The following is a 20,233-nucleotide window of genomic DNA, read 5'->3' on the forward strand; positions in this document are numbered from 1 at the left end:
TCACTCTCCCTTCGTGCGGTCCGCGGCGGCGGCCTCGGCGTCCCGGGCGGTGGCCCGGGCGATCTCCGACAGATCGATCTGTCCGGTGGCGGGCGGCGGCTCGTCCTGCTCGCGCCAGTCATCGGGCAGCACATGGTCGAGCACGTCATCGACCGTGACCGCGCCCAGCAGGCGGCCGTCCTCATCGATCACCGGGATGGAGACCAGGTTGTAGGTCGCCATCTCGCGGGTGACGGTGGACAGCGGGGCGGAGGGCTCGACCGCGACCCGGTCGGGATCGATGATCTCGCCGACAGGGCGGTCCGGACGCTCCCGCAGCAGCTGCTGGAAGTGGACGATGCCGAGCAGCTTCCCGGTGGGTGTCTCGAGCGGGGAGCGGCACACGTGCACGGTCGAGGCGAGAGCGGCGTGGACCGCTTCGCGGCTGATCATCGCCAGGCAGTGCGCCACCGGGGTCTCCGGCGCGACGATCAGCGGCTCGGTGGTCATCATGCCGCCGGCGGTGTACTCGTCATAGGCGAGCAGGCGGCGGACGTCCTCCGCCTCCTCGGGCTCCATCAGGTTCAGCAGGTGCGCAGCGACATGCTCGGGGAGCTCCTGGACGAGGTCCGCGGCGTCGTCGGGATCCATCGCATCGAGGATGTCCGCCGCGCGGGTGGCGTCCATCCCGGTGACCACCTCGACCCGGGTGTCCTCGGGGAGCTCCTCGAGAACGTCGGCGAGGCGCTCGTCGGCCAGCTCACCGGCGAGCTCGATCCGGCGCTTGGGCTCGAGCTCCTGGATGATCTCGGCGAGGTCGGCAGGGTTCAGATCCTGATAGGACGCGGCCAGCAGATGCGCGGACTGCTCAGCCTGGGTGCCGTAGAGCCCCGAGACCTCGGACAGCTCGACGGTGAGGGTCTGGCCGCGGGTGACCAGCCGGCTCAGCGAGCTGCCCACGCGGCGGCGGCGCAGGTGCAGTCGGGAGACGTCCCAGTCGCGGTGACGGTTCTGGTCCAGCGCGATGTCCAGCACCGTCGCCTCGCCGGTGCCGTCGAGGAGCGTCACCGCCCGATCCAGCAGCTCACCGATCACCAGCAGCTCGCCGGTGCGCTTCTCGAAACGTCGCACGTTGAGCACCCCGGTGGAGATCACCTGGCCGGGGGAGATGGAGGTGACCCGGGTGATCGGGAGGAACACCCGGCGCTTGACGGACACCTCGACCACCAGGCCGACGGCCCGCGCGCTGGTGCGGGACTGCGGCACCACCACCACGTCACGGACCGTCGCCACCACGTCTCCGATGGGATCGAAGACCGAGGTGCCGGCGAGCCGGGCCGCGTAGAAGCGCGGCTGAGCCGTGGTGCTCACTGCCGCAGCTCGGCGATCCAGCGCTCCACCTCGTCGGCGCCGCGAGGTGCGGCGGCGGAGAGGTTCCGGACGCCGTCGGCGGTGACCAGCACGTCATCCTCGATGCGCACCCCGATGCCGCGCAGCTCCTCGGGGACCAGCAGGTCGTTCTCCTTGAAGTACAGCCCGGGCTCGATGGTGAAGACCATGCCCGGCTCGAGCTCCGCGTCGAGGTACATCTCGCGGCGAGCCTGGGCGCAGTCGTGCACGTCCATCCCCAGGTGGTGGCTGGTGCCGTGGGGCATCCAGCGTCGATGCCATTGGCCCTCGGGGGAGAGTGACTCCTCCGCGGTGCCGGGCAGCAGGTCCCACTCCTCGAGCGTATGGGCGAGGACCTCCATCGCCGCGGCGTGCAGCTCACGGAATCGCAGCCCGGGACGGGCCACTGCGAAGGCGGCGTCCGAGGCTGCCAGCACCGCCTCATAGATCTTCCGCTGCACCGGTGAGAAGGTGCCGGCGACGGGCAGGGTGCGGGTGATGTCGGCGGTGTACAGCGAATCGACCTCGACCCCGGCGTCGATCAGCACCAGCTCGTCCCCGCGCACGACGCCGTGGTTGCGTGTCCAGTGCAGGGTGCAGGCATGGTCGCCGGCGGCGGCGATGGTGTCATAGCCGACGCCGTTGCCGTCGGCCCGTGCGGTGGCGGCGAAGACTCCCTCGATCACGCGCTCGCCGCGCGGATGGCCGACGGCCTCCGGCAGGTGGCGGATGACGTCCTCGAAGCCGCGGATGGTGGCGTCGACCGCCTTCTGCAGCTGCCCGATCTCGTACTCGTCCTTGACCAGGCGCAGCTCGCTCGCGGCCTCCTTGAGAGCGGCATGCTCGCCCAGGGCCTCGTCCCCGCCGGGCAGGCCGTTCTGGCCGCGGATCTCCTCGACCATCGACTCCACGGCGGCGTCCACGCCCGGCATCACGCTCAGCGACAGCTGGGCGCCGACATCCTTCGCAAGGTGATCGCGCAGATCCTCGATGTGACGGACCTCGATGCCCAGGCGCTGCGAGGCCTCGACGAGAGTGGGCCGACGTCCCACCCACATCTCGCCATAGCGGGAATCGGCATAGAACTCATCGGTGTCGAACCCGGCGCGGGGACGGAAGAAGTAGGTCGCCTCCGCAGTCTCGGGGTCCTCGGCAGAAGGCTCGACCACGAGCACGCTGTCCGGCTCCTCATCGGTGCCGAGGCCCGAGAAGTACGCGAAGGCGGTATCGGGCCGGAAGGGGTAGTCAGTGTCGTTGGAGCGCACCTTGAGCACACCGGCAGGCAGCACCAGGCGGGTACCGGGCAGGCGGCGCACCAGCGCATCCCGGCGCGCCGGGGTGGCGTCCGCAGACTCGAGGCGGGCGGCATCGGGGACGGTCTCGTCCCAGCCGGAGGAGATGAACTCTCGGAAGGCTTCATTGTTGGGGCGCTGGGAGCGGGAATCTCCTCGGCAGGCGAGGTCCCTCATCCGCTCGGCGCTCTCGGCGCTCTCGGTGTTCTGGGTGCTCTTGACGCTCTCGGTGTTCACACCACGATGTTCTCATGTCGCGGTCTACCCTGGTCGTATGAGTGAGAGGTCAGACTCCCCAGACAGCCAGCGCATCGATCTGCATTCCCACAGTTCGTGGTCCGACGGCACCACGGGAGTGGGGGAGCTGTTCGCGCAGGCCCGCACAGCAGGCCTGGACGTGCTGGCTCTGACGGACCACGACACCGTGGATGGCTGGTCCGAGCTGCCGGCGGCGGTGGCCGCCAGCGGGTTGGCGGCTGTGCCGGGGATCGAGGTCTCGAGCGAGCACGAGAGCTCGAGCGTGCACATCCTCGCGCTGCTGGTGGACCCCTCGCCGGACTCCGACCTGGCTGAGGAGATGGCCAGCGCCCGCGCCTCACGGGTCGAGCGCGCGCGGCGGATGGTCGAGCTGATCTCCGTGGACCACCCGCTCAGCTGGGAGGACGTCACCGCCCAGGTCGCCGGCGAGACCACCGTGATCGGTCGCCCGCACATCGCGGACGCGCTCGTGGCCGCCGGGGTGGTCCCGGACCGCTCTGCGGCCTTCACCGAGGTGCTGCGTCCCTCCGGCCCCTATTACGTGCCCTACTATGCCCCCTCGCCGCTGGCCGCCGTGCGTGCGATCCGGGAGGCGGGCGGCGTCTCGATCGTCGCGCATCCCGGCTCGGTGACCCGCGACGACGACCTGCCGCTCGCGCTGCTCGAGGCGATGGTCGACGCGGGGCTGGACGGCATCGAGGTCGACCACCGCGAGCACGACGAGGCGGAGACCGCACGGCTGCGCGAGTTCGCCCGGCGGCACGACCTGCTGATCACCGGCGGCAGCGACTTCCACGGCAGCGGCAAGCCCAATGAGCTGGGCGAGAATCTCACCGCCCCCGAGGTGCTCGAGTCGATCGCAGCACGGGCCACCAGCGGCACCCGCATCATCCGGCCCTGAGCATGACGATGGCCCATGATCTGCCTGATCATGGGCCATCGTTCATGGGCCGCCGTTCATGGCCCACCGTGAAGGCTCGGTTGCGACCGTGCGGGGTTCAGCATCCTCGAGGAGCTGACCTTCCGCGGGCCTCAGCCCTCCTGCGGAGCAGCTCCGGAGCTGTTGCCGCCGGAGCGACCGCGGCCGCCCCGGGACCGGCGACGGCGCGGACGGTCATCGCCCGAGGACTCGCCCCGGCTCTCGCCGCCCTTGCTTCCGCTGCCCTTGTTCTCGCCGCTCTTGCTTTCGCCGCTCTTGTCGCTGGCCGACGTCCCGGTCGGCGTCTCGTCGACCACCTCGCCGTTGACCCGACGGGTGCGCGACCGCGAACGGCTGCGGCGGGGACGCTCGGAGGCGGACGCGCCGCTGACGGCAGCGTTCGAGCCGGCAGTGTGGGAGCCAGCAGTGTTCGAACCGGCGTCGCTCGAGGTGCCGGCGACGTCCTGGCTCGCGGTGCTCTCCGTGCTCTCGCCATCCTGGACGCGGCTCTCGCTGCGCCCACCACGGGAGCGGTCACGTCCGCGACTGCCGTCACGACTGCCATCACGGTCACGGCTGCCGTCACGGTCACGGCTGCCCTCGCGACCGCCGTCCCGTCCCCGGCTTCCCTCACGAGCGCGGCCACCGTCCTGGCCACCATCACGACCACGGCCGCCCTCGCGGCTGCGGCCGCCGTCACGTCCGCGGCTCTCCCGCGAGCTGCGGCCGGAGTGGTCGGTCCCGCCCAGATCCTCGAGCGTCTCCGCCTCGAGACCCTCGCGGGTGCGCGCGCCCTTGGGCAGCGTGCCCTTCACCCCTGCAGGGATGTCGAGCTCGGCGAACAGATGATCGGAGGTGGAGTAGGTCTCCACGGCCTCGGTGGACTCCAGGCCCAGCTGGCGGGCGATGAGAGCCCAGCGCGCCAGGTCCTCCCAGTCCACGAACGTGACCGCAGTGCCCTTCTTGCCCGCACGCCCGGTCCGGCCAGTGCGGTGCAGGTAGGTCTTGTCGTCGTCCGGGCAGTTCCAGTTCACGACATGGGTGACGTCGGTGACGTCGATGCCGCGGGCGGCGACGTCGGTCGCGACCAGCACGTCGATCTTGCCGTTGCGGAAGGCGCGCAGCGCCTGCTCGCGAGCGCCCTGGCCGAGGTCGCCGTGCAGGGGAGCGGCGGCGAAGCCGCGATCGGCGAGATCGCCGGCCACCCGGTCCGCCTGGCGCTTGGTGCGCATGAAGATGATCGACAGGCCGCGGCCGCGAGCCTGCAGGATGCGGGCCATCACCTCGATCTTGTCGAGCTGGTGGGCACGGTAGACGACCTGCTTGATGTCGGCCTTCGTGCGGGCTTCATCGCCCGGATCCTGCGCCCGGATGTGCGTGGGCTGCTTCATGAACCGGCGAGCCAGCGCCATGATCGGACCGGGCATGGTGGCGGAGAACAGCATCGTCTGCCGATCGCCGGGCACCGCCTGCAGCAGCTTCTCGATGTCCTCGAGGAAGCCCAGGTCGAGCATCTCGTCGGCCTCGTCGAGCACCGCGGTGCGCACCTGGGAGAGGTCCAGATACTTCTGACGCATCAGGTCGATCAGGCGCCCCGGGGTGCCCACGACGACCTCGACACCCTTCTCGAGCGCTTCGATCTGCGGCTCGTAGGCACGGCCGCCGTAGACCGTGAGGATCCGGATCGGCCGCTTCGCCGACGCGGTCTGAAGATCCTGAGCGACCTGCACTGCGAGCTCACGGGTGGGCAGCACCACGAGGGCCTGCGGCTTTCCGATCACCCGGTTCTGAGGGTTCGGCTCGCCCGGGGCCACGGAGTTCTGCAGCAGCGGGATGCCGAAACCGAGCGTCTTGCCGGTACCGGTCTTGGCCTGGCCGATGATGTCGCGGCCGCGCAAGGCGACCGGAAGGGTCAGCGACTGGATCGGGAAGGGAGTGGTGATGCCCTTCGCGGCCAGTGCCTCGACGATGTCCGTGCGAACATCGAAATGGGCGAAGGTCTGCTCCGGCTCGGCCGGGGCAGGGGTGCCGGAGCTCAGCTCGACGGCAGGGGAGGCCGACACGGCCTCATCGGTGTGCGGGATGGTTTCAGGCACCGTTCAACTCTCTGATCATGGATATGCATAGCCATCGTAGCCCCCATGCCCGAATCGGCACCCGGATCAGGTTCTTTCCCACTCACAGTGATCCTGCTCAGCCCTACCCTTCCTGACCCCCGTCGCTGGGATCGGGCAGAGGGCTCACCGGATCGGTCGGCGTGACGCGGTCCTCGTCGGGCAGGCCCTCGCCGGGCTCGACCTCCTGCTCGGGCGGAATGGTGCCCTCGGGGGTCTCGGCGCCCTCGGGGATCTCGAGCTCCGGGACCTCATCAGGCATCTGGGAGCGCTGGATGGAGACCGACACCAGGCCGAGCCCACCCATCACGATGTCGTCATAGGCGACCAGGCGCCGGGTGTTCTTGTCGAAATAGAGCATCCGCGCGGTGAGGTCCAGCGGATCGTCTCCCTGGAGCACCGGCGAGACCCCGCCGGACGCGAGCGCGCCGCCGGTCGAGCCGACGGTCAGCCAGTCGGTCCCGGAATCATCGCGATCCAACTCGACCTTCGAGGTGTGCATGTGCCCGGACAGCACCAGCGGTGCGCGCCCCAGCAGCCCCTCAGGCTTGGTCGGATCGTGGAACAGCGCGATGTCCACAGGCTCCGCAGGATGCTCGCCGTCGTACGCCGTGATGGTGTCCCCGAGCTGGAAGGCGCTTGCGATCACCGCCTCGTCGCCCTCGCGCCAGCCCCCGGCATCGGAGTCGTCGTCGGCCGCGAAGCGGGGATCGCCGATGCCCGCGATGCGCAGCCCCGCCACCTCGACCACCTCGTTGTCGACCACGGTGGCATTGGGCTGGGACTCGATCGTGGCCGCGGCCGCGGCGCCGTCGTGATTGCCGCTGACGTAGACGTACGGGACGTCGAGGGAGCCGATCGAGTGCAGGAGCTCGTTCTCCAGCGGAGTGCCCCAGGAGACGATGTCCCCGGTATCGATCACCACGTCGATCGCGAACTGCGTGTGCAGCTGTTCGATCACGTCATAGGCCTGGGGATTGTCGTGGATGTCCGAGACGTGCAGGACGGTGATCAGGTTCTCCTGATCCAGCCCCACCGGCAGCGAATCCGCGGCGATGTACAGCGCGGAGACCTGTCCCACGAACTCGGCGAGCGTGTCGCGATAGCTCTGGTAGTCGATGACCTTGCCCTGGCCGAGGTCCGCGATGTACGCGGCCTGGGACAGGAGCCCTTCGAACTTCGGTTGGCTGAGGGACTCGGGAGAGAAGGTCACCGAGGTTGCGGCCACCGACGCTCCCACCACCGCGACCGCGCTGCCGCCGGCGACCAGTGCACGGCGCACCCGGCGGAAGGTCAGCCCCACAGCGAGCCCTGCACCGGCGGCGGCGAACAATGCGTTCAGCGCGGCATTCTTCGCCGCGGCGGCCGTGATGGCCTCGGGGGCGGACTGCTGGAGCTCGGTGAACCCGGAATCTGCGTAGAACAGCGCCTCCGCCTTCTCGACGTCCACGGCCTTGACCCTGGCCTCGATGCGCACCGGGGCGGTGTGGGAGTCGAAGGTGACCTCGCCCACCGGCGGCAGCAGGATCACCGTCTGCGAGGAGAGGGAGGGGCGCAGGTGCACGCTGGCGGTCAGCGGGCCCACTTCGACCGTGGTGGCAGGGACCAGGAGCAGGCCCACGATCCCGCCCAGCACCGCCACCACCGCCGTGGTGGTGACATGCAGCAGGCGTGCGCGGCGGCGCCGCAGTCGGCGCCGACGGATCGGGGACTCCTCAGGATCCGGCTGCTCCTCGGCGGGGACGGCGTGGCCGTCCTCGTCGAGTTCCGACGCGCTGCGGGGCCGGTCCTCGTCGGCGTTCACAGGGACCGCGGGATCATCAGGTCTCAGCCGAGGAAGCCGACGCGGCGGGGCTCTTCGGTGGAGACCTCGGCGTAGGAGACCTTCGCCCCGGGGATCAGCACGGTGCGTCCCTTGTCGTCGACCAGGGTGACGGGGGTGCCGTCGGTGATGGCCGTGCCGAGCCGCTCGAGCAGGGCGTCAGCCTTCTCTTCGGACTCGATCACGATCTCGCGAGGGGAGTGCTGGATGCCGATTCGGATCTCCATGACCTGACCTTCCCTCCGCCACCAGGGCGGGGACGTTCGTTGCTGTGCCGTTCGAAGTCTACGCGTCGGAGGAGGGCACGGGTTCTCTGTCCGCCCCCAGCACAACCTCGCCGGTCCGTGGATTCTCGAGAGCTGCGAAGCCCATCAGCCCGTGCACCACAGTGGTGGTCATCGTGTGGAGGATCGTCTCGCGTGCCTCCTCGTCCTCCGCGCTGTGGAGCAGCTGCGCGGTGGTCTGGGTGACGGCGATGAGCCCTCGGCCGAGGATCCGCGACTCCTCGACGCTGACCTGGCGGAAAGCTGTCAGCACGCCGGCCAGCGCGATCGCGAGCCGATCCAGGACCACGACCACGCGCTCCTGCACCGCCTCGGAGATCACCTCGTGGCCGGTGAACAGCCGCAGGGAGTTGTCCAATGCCACGAACCGGTAGAAGCGATGCAGCCCGCGGCGAACCCGGGAGCTGGTGTCGCCCTGGAACTCGCTCAATGCCCGCACCTCCTCGAGCATCGTCTCGGCGATGATGTCGAGGACCTCGATGTAGAGGGATTCCTTGGAGCTGAAGTGCTGATAGAGCACGGGCTTGGTGACCCCTGCCGAGGCGGCGATGTCGTCCATCGACGTGGCCTGGTAGCCCTTCTCGGTGAACACTCGGGTCGCAAGCTCGAGCAGCTGGATGCGGCGCTGAGCACGGGGCATCCTGGCCGTGGCGGACGTGGACATGGGCATCGGCCTCCGTCTCGGACCGCAGCGGTGGGCGCGTGCCGCGGGACAAATGTCGGGTTCGTCGTGATCCCGAACACTCTACCGCCGTCAGCTCTCCCCGGTGGTATGAACGCTTGTGGGCCCCGTGGGGTGGAATGGAGTCATGCGAACGATGGGCACGATCACCGGTGCAGGGATCCGACTGCTCGGACCCGATCTCGAGGCGCTGCCTGCCGTCCACCCCGCCAGTGCCCTGGACCCTGCCCAGCAACGGGCGCTGGAGAGCTTCCTCGGCGGAGAAGATGTGCTCGTCCACGGCGGTCCGGGCAGCGGGCGCACGTCGCTCGCGCTGGCCGCCGCCGAGCTCTCCGGCGAAGGGACGCTGCTGCTGGCCCCCCGGCGTGTCGCCGCCGGCCGGCTGCGGGACGCCCTGGCCGTGCACGGGAGCGGACAGATCCGAGCGATGACTCCGCCGGCACTCGGCCACGCGATCACCCGCGCCGACGCCCTTCGACGTGGCCTGGGCGCGCCGACCCTGGTCACCGGCGCCGAGCAGGACGCGCTGCTGGCCGAGCTGATCGCACAGCGCGAGAGCTGGCATCTCGACGTCGACGCCACGGCCCGCACCCTGCCCGGATTCCGCACCGAGCTGCGGGATCTGATCACCCGCGCCACCGAGCTCGGGCTCTCCCCGTCCGAGCTCGAGTCCCTGGGCCGCGACCGGGGGAGACCCGCCTGGCAGGATGCCGCCGCACTTCTGCGCGACTACCTCGGGGTGCTCGACCTCGAGGCCTCTGCCGCCCTGGACGCCGGACCCCGCCTGGACTCCGGCGCCCTCGTGCGCCGTGCCGTGCGCCTGCTCGCAGACCCGCAGACCCCCCTGCCCTTCCGTGCCGTGGTGGTGGACGATGCCCAGGACCTCACCGCTGCCGGGATCGACCTGATCGCAGCGCTGCGCGCGGCCGGAGCGAGGGTGATGGTGTGCAGCAGCCCCGATGCTGCGGTCGACACCTTCCGGGGCGCTCTGCCCGATGCCGGGGACCGGCTGCGCGAGCTGCTGCCGCGGCCGCTCACCGAGGTGCTCCTGGACGGCATGCATGCCCAGATGGAGGGTCTGACCGCCGTGGTCGACACGCTGCGGGGCAGGCTTCCGCTGGCGGGCGCACCGGCGGACTCCCGACGCCCGCGCAGCACCCGCCGCGGGGGACTGGTGGCGCTGCGGGCACAGGACCCGCTCGACGAAGCACGGCTGATCGGCTCCGCGCTGAGAGACCTCCACCACCGTGAGGATGTCCCCTACGACGAGATGGCGGTGGTGTGCCGCTCCGGAGCCGCCGTGGCCGACGTCGCAGATCTGCTCTCCCGCACTGGTCTGCCCGTGCGGGCACCGCGCCGTCCCCAGCCGCTGCGCGAGGTCCCCGCGGTCGCGGATCTGATGACCATCCTCGAGATCGGCCTCGCCCCCGCGGACGCAGCGCTCGACCCGAGGATCGCCGATGAGCTGCTGCGCGGTCCCTTCGGCGATGCGGACACCCTCCGCCTGCGACGCATCCGTCGGCTGCTGCTGGGAGCCCACCGTGCCACGGAGCCGGACAGCACGGCGACCAGCGAGCAGCTGCTCGCCCGCGCTCTGGTCGACCCCGAGCTGCCGGGGCTCCCCGCACCGGACGCAAAGGGCCGCGCCGCCGCTCCCGTGCACCGGGTGCGGGACATGATCCGTGCGGTGCGCGAGCATCGCCGGGCCGACGCCCAGCAGGTGCTCTGGCACGCCTGGGACGCCTCCGGCCTCGCCTCCGGCTGGCGCCGCGCCGCCCTGGGAGATGCGGGCGACGTCGACGGTGCGCGCTCGCGGATGGCGTCCTCCCGGCTCGACGCCCTGCTGGAGCTGTTCGCCGCGGCAGAACGACTCACCGACCGCCGCCCCGGGGCCGGGGCGCTGGACCTGGTCGAGCAGATCCGCGCCCAGGCCGTCGTCGAGGACACCCTCGCACCGGCCGCCACCGCCCGCGGCCGTATCGCCGTGCTCACCCCCGCCCAGCTCGCCGGCGAGCACCGGGACACCGTGGTGCTCGCCCGCCTGCAGGAAGGCGCCTGGCCCGACCTGCGCCTGCGCTCGACCCTGTTCGGCGCCGCCGAGCTGTCGCTGTGGGCAGGAGCTCGCCGCGGCGGCGAGCTCCCGCTCGAGCTCGAAGCCCTCCGGGCGCTCCAGCGCGAACAGGTGCTCGCCGACGAGCTGCGCCTGGCCGTCAGCGCTCTCGCGCGGGCCCGACGGCGTGTGCTGGTCACCGCGGTGGAGGATGAGCAGAGCGAGCCCTCCGCACTCTTCGACGCCCTCGAGGCGCTGGTCCAGGCGCCGTGGGTCGATGTCGAGACCCTGCGTCGGGACCCCGGCCCCGCGCCCGACGCCCGTCGACTGGTCGCGGCCCTGCGACGCCGTCTGCAGGACGAGGACCCCCAGCAGATCCGTGATGCGGCGCTCGCCCTGACAGCCCTGGGCCGCGCCGGGGCCCCGGGCGCCGATCCCGCCCGCTGGTATCACCAGGAGCCCAGCTCCACCGAGCCGCTGCACGAGGACGGCACCCCGATCCGGCTCTCACCCTCCGCCCTCGAACGCGCGGTGGACTGCCCGCAGTCCTGGCTGATGGAACGGGCGGGCGGCACCCGCTCAGGCGGGCCCGCGCAGCTCATCGGCACCGCCCTCCACCATCTCGCGCAGGTCCATCCCCGTGGCCCGGAGGGGCCCGAGGAGGACCTGCTCGGTGAGCTGCACACCCTGCTGCGCACCGTGCCCGGCACCGAGACCTGGTCCGGCCGGCGCCGGGTGCGTCGCGCCGAGGACGCCGCCCGCCTGCTCGCCGAGCATCTGCGCAGTGCGGGCGAGCCGCTCGCCGTCGAAGCCGCCTTCGAGGTGGAGCTCGGCAGGGTCCAGCTGCGCGGCAGCATCGACCGGATCGAGGGCGATGCGACCGGGCTGCGGGTCGTGGACCTCAAATCCGGGCGCGCCGCGAAGAGCGCTGCCAAGGCCGAGGAGGATCTCCAGCTGGCCGCCTACCAGGCGGCGGTGCGCGAGGGCGCGCTGAACGAGGAGCTCGGCGAGGATGCCCCCGAGCGGCTCAACGGAGCCCAGCTGGTCTACGTCGGCACCGGCGGGAAGAAGGCCGCGGTGCGCACCCAGACTGCCCTGCCTCGCGCCGAGGACCCCGCCTGGTTCGACGACCTGGTCCAGCAGGTCTCCCGCGACGTGTCCGGAGACCAGGTCACCGCCCGCGTGAACGCCCACTGCACCCACTGCGCCGTGCGCAGCAGCTGCCCGCTGCAGCCCGAAGGAGATCAGCTGTGACCTCGCCGCACATCCCCGACACCCCCGACACCCCCGGCACCCCCGGCACCCCCGGCACCGCCGGCACCGCTAGCACCGCTAGCACCGCTAGCACCGCCGAGAGGGCCCGCCACTCCGCCGCATCCCTCGCAGCACTGCTCGAACAGCCCCCGCCCACCGCCGAGCAGACCTCGGTGATCGAGGCGCCGCTGGCCCCGATGCTGGTGGTCGCCGGAGCCGGCTCGGGGAAGACCGAGACCATGGCCTCCCGGGTGGTGTGGCTGATCGCCAATGGGATCGTCGAGCCCCGCCAGGTGCTGGGCCTGACCTTCACCCGCAAGGCCGCCCACGAGCTCGCCGAGCGGATCGGTGCCCGCCTCGGCACCCTCGCCACCGCGCTGCGCGCAGAGGGCCTGCCCCTCCCGCGCGGCCTCGAGCGCGGGGGCGATGACCTGGTGGGGCAGCGCCCGGTGGTCCACACCTACAACGGCTTCGCCCTGGACCTGGTGCGCGAGCATGCGCTCGCCGTCGGCATCGACCCCGAGCTGACCATGATGTCCACCTCCGCCTCCTGGCAGCTCGCCCACGAGATCATCGAGGGCTGGGACGACTCGCTGGACCTCGAGGCCTCCCCGGCGACCCTCACCGCCGCACTGCTCTCGCTGACCTCGTCGCTGGCCGATCACCTGGTGACCCCGGCACAGCTCGCCGCCCACCTGCACGAGATCCACGAGCATCTGTCCCAGATCCCGCTGCAGGTCGAGGGGCGCCGCCGCACCACCCCGAAGGAGGTCGCCAAGGTGCTCGGGGCACTCGAGTCCCGGCTCGCGCTGATCCCGTTGCTCGAACGCTTCGCCGAGATCCGCGCCGAGGCCTCCGCCCTCGACTTCGCCGACCAGGTCTCCCTCGCAGCCCGGGTGGCGAGGGAGGTACCGGCCGCGAGCTCTCTCGCGCGGCGCATGCACAAGGTGGTGCTGCTGGACGAATTCCAGGACACCTCCGTGGCGCAGCTGCAGATGCTCACCGACCTCTTCGGTCCCGGCCATGCCGCCTGCGCCGTCGGCGACCCGCAGCAGGCGATCTACGGCTGGCGCGGAGCCTCCGCCGCCTCGCTCGCGGGATTCGCCGACGCCTTCGCGACCCCCGAGCAGAGTGTCCTGCAGCGCACGCTGTCCACCTCGTGGCGCAACGACCAGGCAGTGCTCGCAACGGCGAACCGGCTCGCAGCCCCGCTGCGCCACGCCGATGCGGGGCTCACCATCCCCGAGCTGCAGCCCCGGCCCGGGGCGGGGGAGGGCGCCTGCGAGATCATCGAGGCGGCCGACGAGCGCGCCGAGGCACGCGCGATCGGCCGCTGGGTCCTCGAGCGCCGGGCGGAAGGCGCAGATGACGAGGCGCCGGCGTCGGCCGCGGTGCTGGTGCGCGCCCGCCGCCAGATCCCCGCCCTGGTCGAAGGACTTCAGGAGCAGGGGCTGGCCGTCGAGGTGGTGGGTCTGGGCGGGCTGCTGCACCGCCCCGAGGTCGCTGATGTCCGAGCGGTGCTGGAATGCGCCTACGACCCCGGCCGCGGGGACGCGCTGATGCGCCTGCTGACCGGGCCCCGGTTCCGGCTCGGAGCCCGGGACCTCGCGGTGCTGGGCCGCTGGCGGGACCGGATGGGTTCTCGCCTGCGCCGCGATGGAGAGGCTCCGGGCGGTCAGGACGAGGCGGAGACCGTCTCGCTCATCGACGCGGTCGACGACCTCCCGCCCGCTGACTGGACCGACCCCTCCGATCGATCCCTCACCACCACCGGACGGGCCCGGCTGCTCCAGGTCCAGCAGCTCCTGCGCGAGCTGCGACGACTGCTCCCGCTGCCGCTGCCGGACCTGATCACCGCCGCGACCCGGCTGCTGGACGTCGACCTCACACTGCTGGAATCCGAGCCCGACTCCCGGGCGCTCGCCGATCTCGAGGCATTTCGCGACCACGCTGCAGCGTTCGACCGCACCGCCAGGCGCGGTGGGCTCGGCGCCTATCTCGACCTGCTCGAGATCAGCGAGGACGAGGAGGCAGGGCTCGCCGTCACCGCCGCCCCCGAAACCGCGCATGACCCGGCCGCGGTCACGATCGTCACCATGCACTCCGCCAAGGGCCTGGAATGGGACCTGGTCGCCGTCGCCGGGCTCACCGAGGGCACCGTCCCCTCCTACGACCTGCGTCGGGCGAAGACCGATGAGGCGGGCCGCACCCGGGTACCCGGGGACGGCTGGCTGGGCAAGCTCGCCTCCGCATCGGTGCCCACCGCCCTGCGCGGCGACGCAGAGACCCTCCCGGAGCTGGCCTGGGCCGAAGCAGATACCCAGGTCGACGCCGAAGGACTCATCGAGGACTACCGCTTCGCCCAGGGCGAGGAGTCGCTGCGGGAGGATCGCCGGCTGATGTACGTCGCGGTGACCCGGGCGCGCCGCCGCCTGCTGCTGACCTCTGCCGCCTGGCGCAGCGGGCTCGCCTCCGCCCGGCCCCGCTCGCGCTATCTCACCGAAGTGGGGGACCTGGTGCCCGAGCGCTTCCGCACCGTCCAGGAGATCCCCGAGCAGAACCCCCTGGAGAGCGAACGCCCGCAGGCGCAGTGGCCGCCGGCCCCCGGGGAGCAGGAGCGCGCCCGGGCCCGCGCCGCAGCGCTGCTCACCGACGCCGCAGCGACGGACGATGCGCCGGCGGACCCGCAGCTCGCCGAGCTGGTGCGGCGCGCCGTCGCGGACATCGAGCAGCAGGCCGCCCCGCCGCTGGTCCACTCCCCGCCGCGGCTCTCAGCTTCTCAGGTGGTCCACCAGGCCCGGGATCCCCACGCCGCGGCGATCGACCTGCTGCGCCCCCTGCCGCGCCGCCCCTCTCCGGCGGCCGCCCGCGGCACCGCCTTCCATGCCTGGCTCGAGTCCCGTTACGACAGCGCGACCCTGCTGGACCTCGAGGACCTGCTGGACCTGGAGGACGCGGAGGACCACGAGGAGGGGCCCGGCGCCGACGATCGGAGCCTGCGGGACGCCTTCGCGGCATCCGAGTGGGCTGACCGTTCACCGCTCGCGGTCGAGCAGCCCGTCCACACCCGGATCGGGGAGATCGCGGTGCGGGGCATCATCGACGCGGTCTTCGCCGACCCCGAGGGGACCGACGGCACCCAGGGCGTGATGATCGTGGACTGGAAGACCGGCCGAGTCCCGCGCCCCGCCCAGCTGCGCGAACGCGCCCTCCAGCTCTCGCTCTACCGCCTGGCCTGGCACGAGCAGACGGGGCTGCCGCTCGCCCGGATCCGCACCGCCTTCCACTTCGTGGCCGATGGGGTCACCCACGAGGTGCGCCGTCACCCCTCCCGCGAGAAGATCGCGCAGATGCTCGCGGGGGAGTGACGTTCATGGGGGAGTGACGTGAGGGCGCCCCACGGGAGGGCTCGTCCTGCGCTGCGGGCTCAGTGCGAGCCGTCCTCCCGGGAGCTCATCTCCTCGTAGGCGCGCTCGGCCTCGTCCCGGGCGATCTGGGCGAGGTCGGCATCGAGGTCGGCGATCATCCCTCGGGCGTCGGCGACGATCTCCTGGTCCTCGATCTCCAGACCGTGTGCGAGCCATTCGGCGACGGCGAACTCGCCGAGCGCCTGAGCACGCTCTATCAGCCGCGGGTGGGTCGAGGTGGGCAGCTCCTCGCGGTACGAGCCGTAGAGCTCATCGAACCGCTCCGGATCCAGGGAGGAGATCAGCCAGGCCAGGTCCGAGGCGGGATCCGCGACCTTCGAGGAGGACCAGTCACGCAGCGCGCTGACGCGGTGACCGGACATGAACAGGCTCTCTTCCGAGAGGTCCCCGTGCACGAACTGCGGGGTGAAGTCCCACAGCTCCTCGTCCTCGAGCAGCGCGTCCCAGCGCTGGGCGACGGCGGCGGGGAGATGCCCGCCGGCCTTGGCGGTGGCGATCCGTGCGCGATGCTCGGCGAGCAGCACCTCGGGGGTGAAGGATTCGACTCCAGCGGCTTCGGCGGCGTAGCGGGGGACGGTATGGATCCGGGCCAGCACCTGTCCCAGCGAGCGGGCGAGATCCGCGCTCCCGTGCAGGGCATCGAGCATCAGCGGACGGCCGGCGGGAGCTTCGGTGACCACGCAGCGACCTCCCTCGGAGAGCTTCACGAATCCGAGCACCGGCGGGATCACGCTGCGCAGCGGGGTGCCCGCGAGAGCATCGGCCACTTTGAGATCGCGCTCGAGCCGGATCCCCGACGCGGTCGAGGCGGGGGAGAGGATCATCACCCGTCGGCCGTCCTCGCCGACGATGCCGGCGACGTCGAGATCCTCGGCCGGGGTGGCGATCGGCATGGTCCTCACCGGGATCAGCCCGGGGACCGCCGCCGCGGAGAGGGCAGCCAGGGAATAGGAGTTGCGATGCACCCGACCACCGTACCCGGCCGAGGCGTCCGCTCCACGTAGGCTCGGAGCATGGCGAAAATCCGTGGCCCCCACCTCAGCACCCCGCTCACCCTCTTGGGCTCCGACCGCGATGCGCTGCTGCGCAGCGACCCGGAGATCCTCTCCCCGGGGGACGACGCCCGATACCTGGTCACCAGGGCCGGTGCGGTCGCCCTGCGCGAGGACGAGGACGGCACTCTCCACGCGCTGCTGGAGACCGAGGATCCCCGCGAAGGGACCCTGCAGCCGCTGGTGCTGCTGGGACGGCGTGACGGATACCGCGTGCTCGGTGTCGAGGTGCCCGAGCCCAGCGCCGAGCTCGACGCTCCCGGCCGTGACCTGCGTGACCTGCGACGCGTCGCCGACAGGCTCCACGATCACGACGCCGATCTGGCCGCAGCGGCCGTCGCGATGGGGTTCTGGCACCGGTCCATGCGTCATTGCCCGCTGTGCGGAGCGATGCTGGAGGCGGAGATGGGCGGCTGGGTGCTGCGCTGCCAGGAGGACGGCGTCGAGCAGTTCCCCCGCACCGACGCCGCCGTGATCATGGCCGTGCGCGACGGGCAGGACCGTCTGCTGCTGGCCCGCAACGCGCATTTCCCCAGCCGCTTCCACTCCGTGCTGGCCGGCTTCGTCGAGCCCGGTGAGAGCCTCGAGAACGCGGTGGCCCGCGAGGTGGCCGAGGAGGTCGGGGTCATCGTGGAGGAGGTCCAGTACGTGGGCAGCCAGCCCTGGCCCTTCCCCCGCTCGCTGATGCTCGGCTACCGCGCCTGGGCTCCGAACGCCGCCGAGCTCACGCTGCAGGAGGACGAGATCGCCGAGGCCCGCTGGTTCACCCGCGAGGAGCTCGCCGCAGCTCTCGAGGCGGAGGAGATCGCGCTGCCCGGCTCTGCCTCCATGGGCCGTGCCCTCATCGACGACTGGTACGGGCGCTCCGCCGAGCGGTGAGCCCCCAGAGGTGGTGTGGGGCACCCGCCGTCCACAGCGGCCCCCGGACCGTCACCCGGTCCTGGCAGGATGAACGGTGATGACCGACCATTCCGCCCCCGCCGCTGACCCCTCCGCACCCACCGATGCCGAGTCGCTGCTCGCCGCGCTCGATCCCGAGCAGCGCGAGGTGGCGAGCAGCTTCGGCAGCCCGATCTGCGTGCTCGCCGGCGCCGGCACCGGGAAGACCCGTGCGATCACCCACCGCATCGCCTATGGGGTCGCCACCGGTCAGCTGAACCCGCGCCATGTGCTCGCGGTGACCTTCACCGCCAAGGCCGCCGCCGAGATGCGCTCGCGGTTGCGGGACCTCGGCGTCCCCGCGGTGCAGGCCCGCACCTTCCACGCCGCGGCGCTGCGGCAGCTGCGCCACTTCTGGCCGCGCGTGGTGGGAGGGGCGATGCCGGATCTGCTGCCGAACAAGTTCGCCGGCATCGGCGAGGCCTGCCAGCGACTGCACCTGAGCGTCGATCGGGCCGCGCTGCGGGACATCGTCGCCGAGGTCGAGTGGTCGCGCGTCTCGATGCTCACCCCCGAGTCCTATCCGGAGGCGGCCCTGCAGACCCGTCGGCCGGGCGTCGCAGGCTTCGACTCGCGCTCCATCTCGCGCATCCTCACCCAGTACGAGGAGGTGAAGAAGGAGCGCGGGGTGATCGACTTCGAGGACGTCCTGCTGCACATGGTCGGCTTCCTCACCGAGCGCGCGGACGTCGCCCGGGAGGTGCGCAGCCAGTACAAGCACTTCGTGGTCGACGAGTACCAGGACGTCTCCGCCCTCCAGCACGCCCTGCTGCGACTCTGGCTGGGCACCTCGGATGACCTCTGCGTGGTCGGTGACGCCGCCCAGACCATCTACACCTTCGCGGGCGCCCGTGCCTCCTACCTGCTGGATTTCCGCAAGGAGTTCAAACGTGCCCGCACCATCCGGCTCGAGCGGAACTATCGCTCGACCCCCGAGATCGTGAGGATGGCCAACACGGTCCTGGACGGCGCGCAGGGTCGAACCCGAGATACCCGTCTCACCCTGATCTCCCAGCGCGAGAGCGGCCCGCCGCCGATCGTGGAGTCCTTCGCCGACGACCCTGCCGAGGCCGACGGCATCGCAGATCGGATCTCCGATCTGGTGGCTGGGGGCAGGCCCGCCTCCGAGATCGCGATCCTGTTCCGCACCAACAGCCAGTCCGAGGCGCTCGAGCAGGCGCTGACCTTCCGCGGCATCGGATACCTGGTGCGCGGAGGGGACCGCTTCTTCGAACGCCAGGAGGTGCGCCGCGCCATGGTGTCCCTGCGCGCCGCCGCCCGCGTCGAGCAGCTCGACCCGGCCCGTGCCGTGCGCGACATCCTCTCCCAGCAGGGCTGGGCGCCGGCCGCCCCGGAGACCACCGGGGCGATCCGCGACCGCTGGGACTCGCTGAACGCCCTGGTGGGTCTCACCGACACCATCACCGCACGGCCCGGCACCACCATGACCGACGTGGTCCGCGAGCTCGAGGAGCGGGCGGAGTCCCAGGCCGCGCCGGTCGTGGACGGGGTGACCCTGGCATCGGTGCATGCTGCGAAGGGCCTGGAATGGCCGGTGGTGTTCGTGGTCGGCGCGAGCGACGGGCTGCTCCCGATCTCGATGGCGAAGACCCCCGCTGAGGTGGAGGAGGAGCGGCGATTGTTCTACGTCGCCCTCACCCGGGCCCGCGACCTGCTCACGGTGAGCTGGTCCGCCGCACGCACCCCCGGAGCGCGCGGCTCACGCAAGACCTCACGCTTCCTCGACGGGGTCCTTGACCATCCCGATGCGCCGAAGACGGCCCCCGGGACCGCGGCCCGCCGCACCGGTCGCCGCACCGCCACCGTCTATGCGGAATGCCGGGTGTGCGGGCAGGGTCTCGTGACCCCGAAGGAGCAGCGTCGCGGACGGCATGACGGCTGTCCCTCGCCCGCAGGGGAGGGGTTGCTCACCGCGCTGCGCAGCTGGCGCCGTGACCAGGCCCGTCTGCGCGGCACCCCGCCCTACGCGATCCTCACCGACGCCGCCCTCGAAGCGGTCGCCGAGAGGGCGCCGCGCTCCGAACAGGAGCTGCTGGCCGTTCCCGGAATCGGGCCCGGGAAGGTCGCGAGCTTCGGCGACGACCTGCTCGACCTGCTCGGAGCGCCCTCCGAAAAAGACTGAAACTGCAGGTCAAAAAATACTTTTGCGATCCTGGCGTGAGGTGTAGAGTCATCCATGTCAATCGTCCACGTCGTGGTCCGGGACACCGGGACGCGCGCTTACGAAAGGGGGTGGCCTCTGTGAACAGCACTTGGAATCTTGCAGGAGCAGGACTGCGCCCCACGGGCGCGCCCTCCCTTCTGCAGCGCGAACGGGGCAATGCCCCCGCGGTGCCCAGCCTGAGCTGACGAGGCCTTCCCTCGCTGCCGGTGCGGCACCGCCGCCGCACCCCCCGCCCCCACCGGGCACGTCCTTCCCGACGGACTTCTAAGCAGCGAGACGATGACTACTCTTCTGACCACTTTCCTGAACCCCGCGGATGACTCCGCGACCATGTTGCCGTGCCATGACACGGACGCCGCCGACCTCTTCTTCGCGGAGCGGCCCGCAGAGCTCGAACAGGCCAAGGCCCTGTGCGCCGGCTGCCCGCTCATCGCGGAGTGCCGGCAGGGTGCCCTCGAGCGGGCAGAGCCCTGGGGAGTCTGGGGCGGTGCCATCTTCGATGGCGGCAGCATCATCGCCGTCAAGCGCGGCCGTGGCCGGCCCCGGAAGAACCGGGAGCAGGACGCCGCATGAGCGGCTCCGGCCT

Annotated in this window: 13 protein-coding genes; 6 read left to right on the forward strand and 7 right to left on the reverse strand. The window is 71.5% G+C overall.

Annotated elements, in window-relative coordinates; translation table 11 throughout:
• Complete coding sequence (locus ACT3UF_RS13940; RefSeq protein WP_441444172.1) at positions 1–1,350, reverse strand: magnesium transporter MgtE N-terminal domain-containing protein; 1,350 nt, start codon at positions 1,348–1,350, stop codon at positions 1–3.
• Positions 1,347–2,837 carry an aminopeptidase P family protein gene (locus ACT3UF_RS13945; protein ID WP_441444204.1) on the reverse strand — a complete coding sequence of 497 codons (1,491 nt, stop codon included), beginning with the start codon at positions 2,835–2,837 and terminating at the stop codon, positions 1,347–1,349. Before ACT3UF_RS13945 ends, ACT3UF_RS13940 begins: the two co-directional genes overlap by 4 nt.
• Positions 2,838–2,934: 97 nt before the next feature.
• Here ACT3UF_RS13945 and ACT3UF_RS13950 point away from each other — a divergent pair, with 97 nt between their 5' ends.
• A complete protein-coding gene (locus ACT3UF_RS13950; protein ID WP_441444171.1) occupies positions 2,935–3,819 on the forward strand; it encodes a PHP domain-containing protein in 885 nt (294 codons plus the stop codon).
• A 131-nt stretch (positions 3,820–3,950) separates the two neighbouring features.
• Here ACT3UF_RS13950 and ACT3UF_RS13955 read toward each other — a convergent pair whose 3' ends face one another.
• The 4 genes from ACT3UF_RS13955 to ACT3UF_RS13970 form a co-directional block, all read right to left on the reverse strand.
• Entirely contained in the window at positions 3,951–5,933 is a 1,983-nt protein-coding gene (locus tag ACT3UF_RS13955) for a DEAD/DEAH box helicase (protein ID WP_444501741.1), read from the reverse strand.
• Positions 5,934–6,036: 103 nt separating this feature from the next.
• Positions 6,037–7,755, reverse strand: a complete 1,719-nt coding sequence (locus ACT3UF_RS13960; RefSeq protein ID WP_441444169.1) for a metallophosphoesterase family protein — start codon at positions 7,753–7,755, stop codon at positions 6,037–6,039.
• A 23-nt stretch (positions 7,756–7,778) separates the two neighbouring features.
• The gene (locus ACT3UF_RS13965) at positions 7,779–8,000 is read right to left on the reverse strand and encodes a DUF3107 domain-containing protein (RefSeq protein WP_441444168.1); all 222 of its coding nucleotides are present in this window, start codon (positions 7,998–8,000) and stop codon (positions 7,779–7,781) included.
• A 58-nt stretch (positions 8,001–8,058) separates the two neighbouring features.
• Positions 8,059–8,721 carry a TetR/AcrR family transcriptional regulator gene (locus ACT3UF_RS13970; RefSeq protein ID WP_441444167.1) on the reverse strand — a complete coding sequence of 221 codons (663 nt, stop codon included), beginning with the start codon at positions 8,719–8,721 and terminating at the stop codon, positions 8,059–8,061.
• 145 nt (positions 8,722–8,866) lie between these two features.
• Between ACT3UF_RS13970 and ACT3UF_RS13975 the strand changes: the two genes are divergently transcribed.
• The gene (locus ACT3UF_RS13975) at positions 8,867–12,043 is read left to right on the forward strand and encodes a PD-(D/E)XK nuclease family protein (RefSeq protein ID WP_444608391.1); all 3,177 of its coding nucleotides are present in this window, start codon (positions 8,867–8,869) and stop codon (positions 12,041–12,043) included.
• Entirely contained in the window at positions 12,040–15,411 is a 3,372-nt protein-coding gene (locus ACT3UF_RS13980; protein ID WP_444501742.1) for an ATP-dependent helicase, read from the forward strand. Before ACT3UF_RS13975 ends, ACT3UF_RS13980 begins: the two co-directional genes overlap by 4 nt.
• Positions 15,412–15,470: 59 nt before the next feature.
• Here the strand turns inward: ACT3UF_RS13980 and ACT3UF_RS13985 are convergent, their stop codons facing one another.
• Complete coding sequence (locus tag ACT3UF_RS13985) at positions 15,471–16,436, reverse strand: phosphotransferase (RefSeq protein WP_441444164.1); 966 nt, start codon at positions 16,434–16,436, stop codon at positions 15,471–15,473.
• Between the two features lie 48 nt (positions 16,437–16,484).
• Between ACT3UF_RS13985 and nudC the strand changes: the two genes are divergently transcribed.
• From nudC to ACT3UF_RS14000, 3 genes are all read left to right on the forward strand, one after another.
• Entirely contained in the window at positions 16,485–17,402 is a 918-nt protein-coding gene (gene nudC / locus ACT3UF_RS13990; RefSeq protein WP_442331702.1) for an NAD(+) diphosphatase, read from the forward strand.
• 79 nt (positions 17,403–17,481) lie between these two features.
• On the forward strand, positions 17,482–19,605 hold the full coding sequence (locus tag ACT3UF_RS13995; RefSeq protein WP_444501743.1) for an ATP-dependent DNA helicase UvrD2: 2,124 nt from the start codon (positions 17,482–17,484) through the stop codon (positions 19,603–19,605).
• 321 nt (positions 19,606–19,926) lie between these two features.
• Positions 19,927–20,220: a WhiB family transcriptional regulator gene (locus ACT3UF_RS14000; protein WP_441444161.1), complete on the forward strand. Its 294-nt coding sequence runs from the start codon at positions 19,927–19,929 to the stop codon at positions 20,218–20,220.
• Positions 20,221–20,233: the final 13 nt, after the last annotated feature.

The sequence above is a fragment of the Brachybacterium sp. AOP24-D1-21 genome, from assembly GCF_052378665.1.
In the GTDB taxonomy this organism is placed as follows: domain Bacteria; phylum Actinomycetota; class Actinomycetes; order Actinomycetales; family Dermabacteraceae; genus Brachybacterium.

Excerpts from the sequence above, each read along its gene's own strand:
- ACT3UF_RS13945 (WP_441444204.1), bottom strand. The coding sequence starts at position 2,837 with ATGAGGGACCTCGCCTGCCGAGGAGATTCCCGCTCCCAGCGCCCCAAC.
- ACT3UF_RS13950 (WP_441444171.1), top strand. The coding sequence starts at position 2,935 with ATGAGTGAGAGGTCAGACTCCCCAGACAGCCAGCGCATCGATCTGCAT.
- ACT3UF_RS13965 (WP_441444168.1), bottom strand. The coding sequence starts at position 8,000 with ATGGAGATCCGAATCGGCATCCAGCACTCCCCTCGCGAGATCGTGATC.
- ACT3UF_RS13970 (WP_441444167.1), bottom strand. The coding sequence starts at position 8,721 with ATGTCCACGTCCGCCACGGCCAGGATGCCCCGTGCTCAGCGCCGCATC.
- ACT3UF_RS13975 (WP_444608391.1), top strand. The coding sequence starts at position 8,867 with ATGCGAACGATGGGCACGATCACCGGTGCAGGGATCCGACTGCTCGGA.
- nudC (WP_442331702.1), top strand. The coding sequence starts at position 16,485 with ATGGCGAAAATCCGTGGCCCCCACCTCAGCACCCCGCTCACCCTCTTG.
- ACT3UF_RS13995 (WP_444501743.1), top strand. The coding sequence starts at position 17,482 with ATGACCGACCATTCCGCCCCCGCCGCTGACCCCTCCGCACCCACCGAT.
- ACT3UF_RS14000 (WP_441444161.1), top strand. The coding sequence starts at position 19,927 with ATGACTACTCTTCTGACCACTTTCCTGAACCCCGCGGATGACTCCGCG.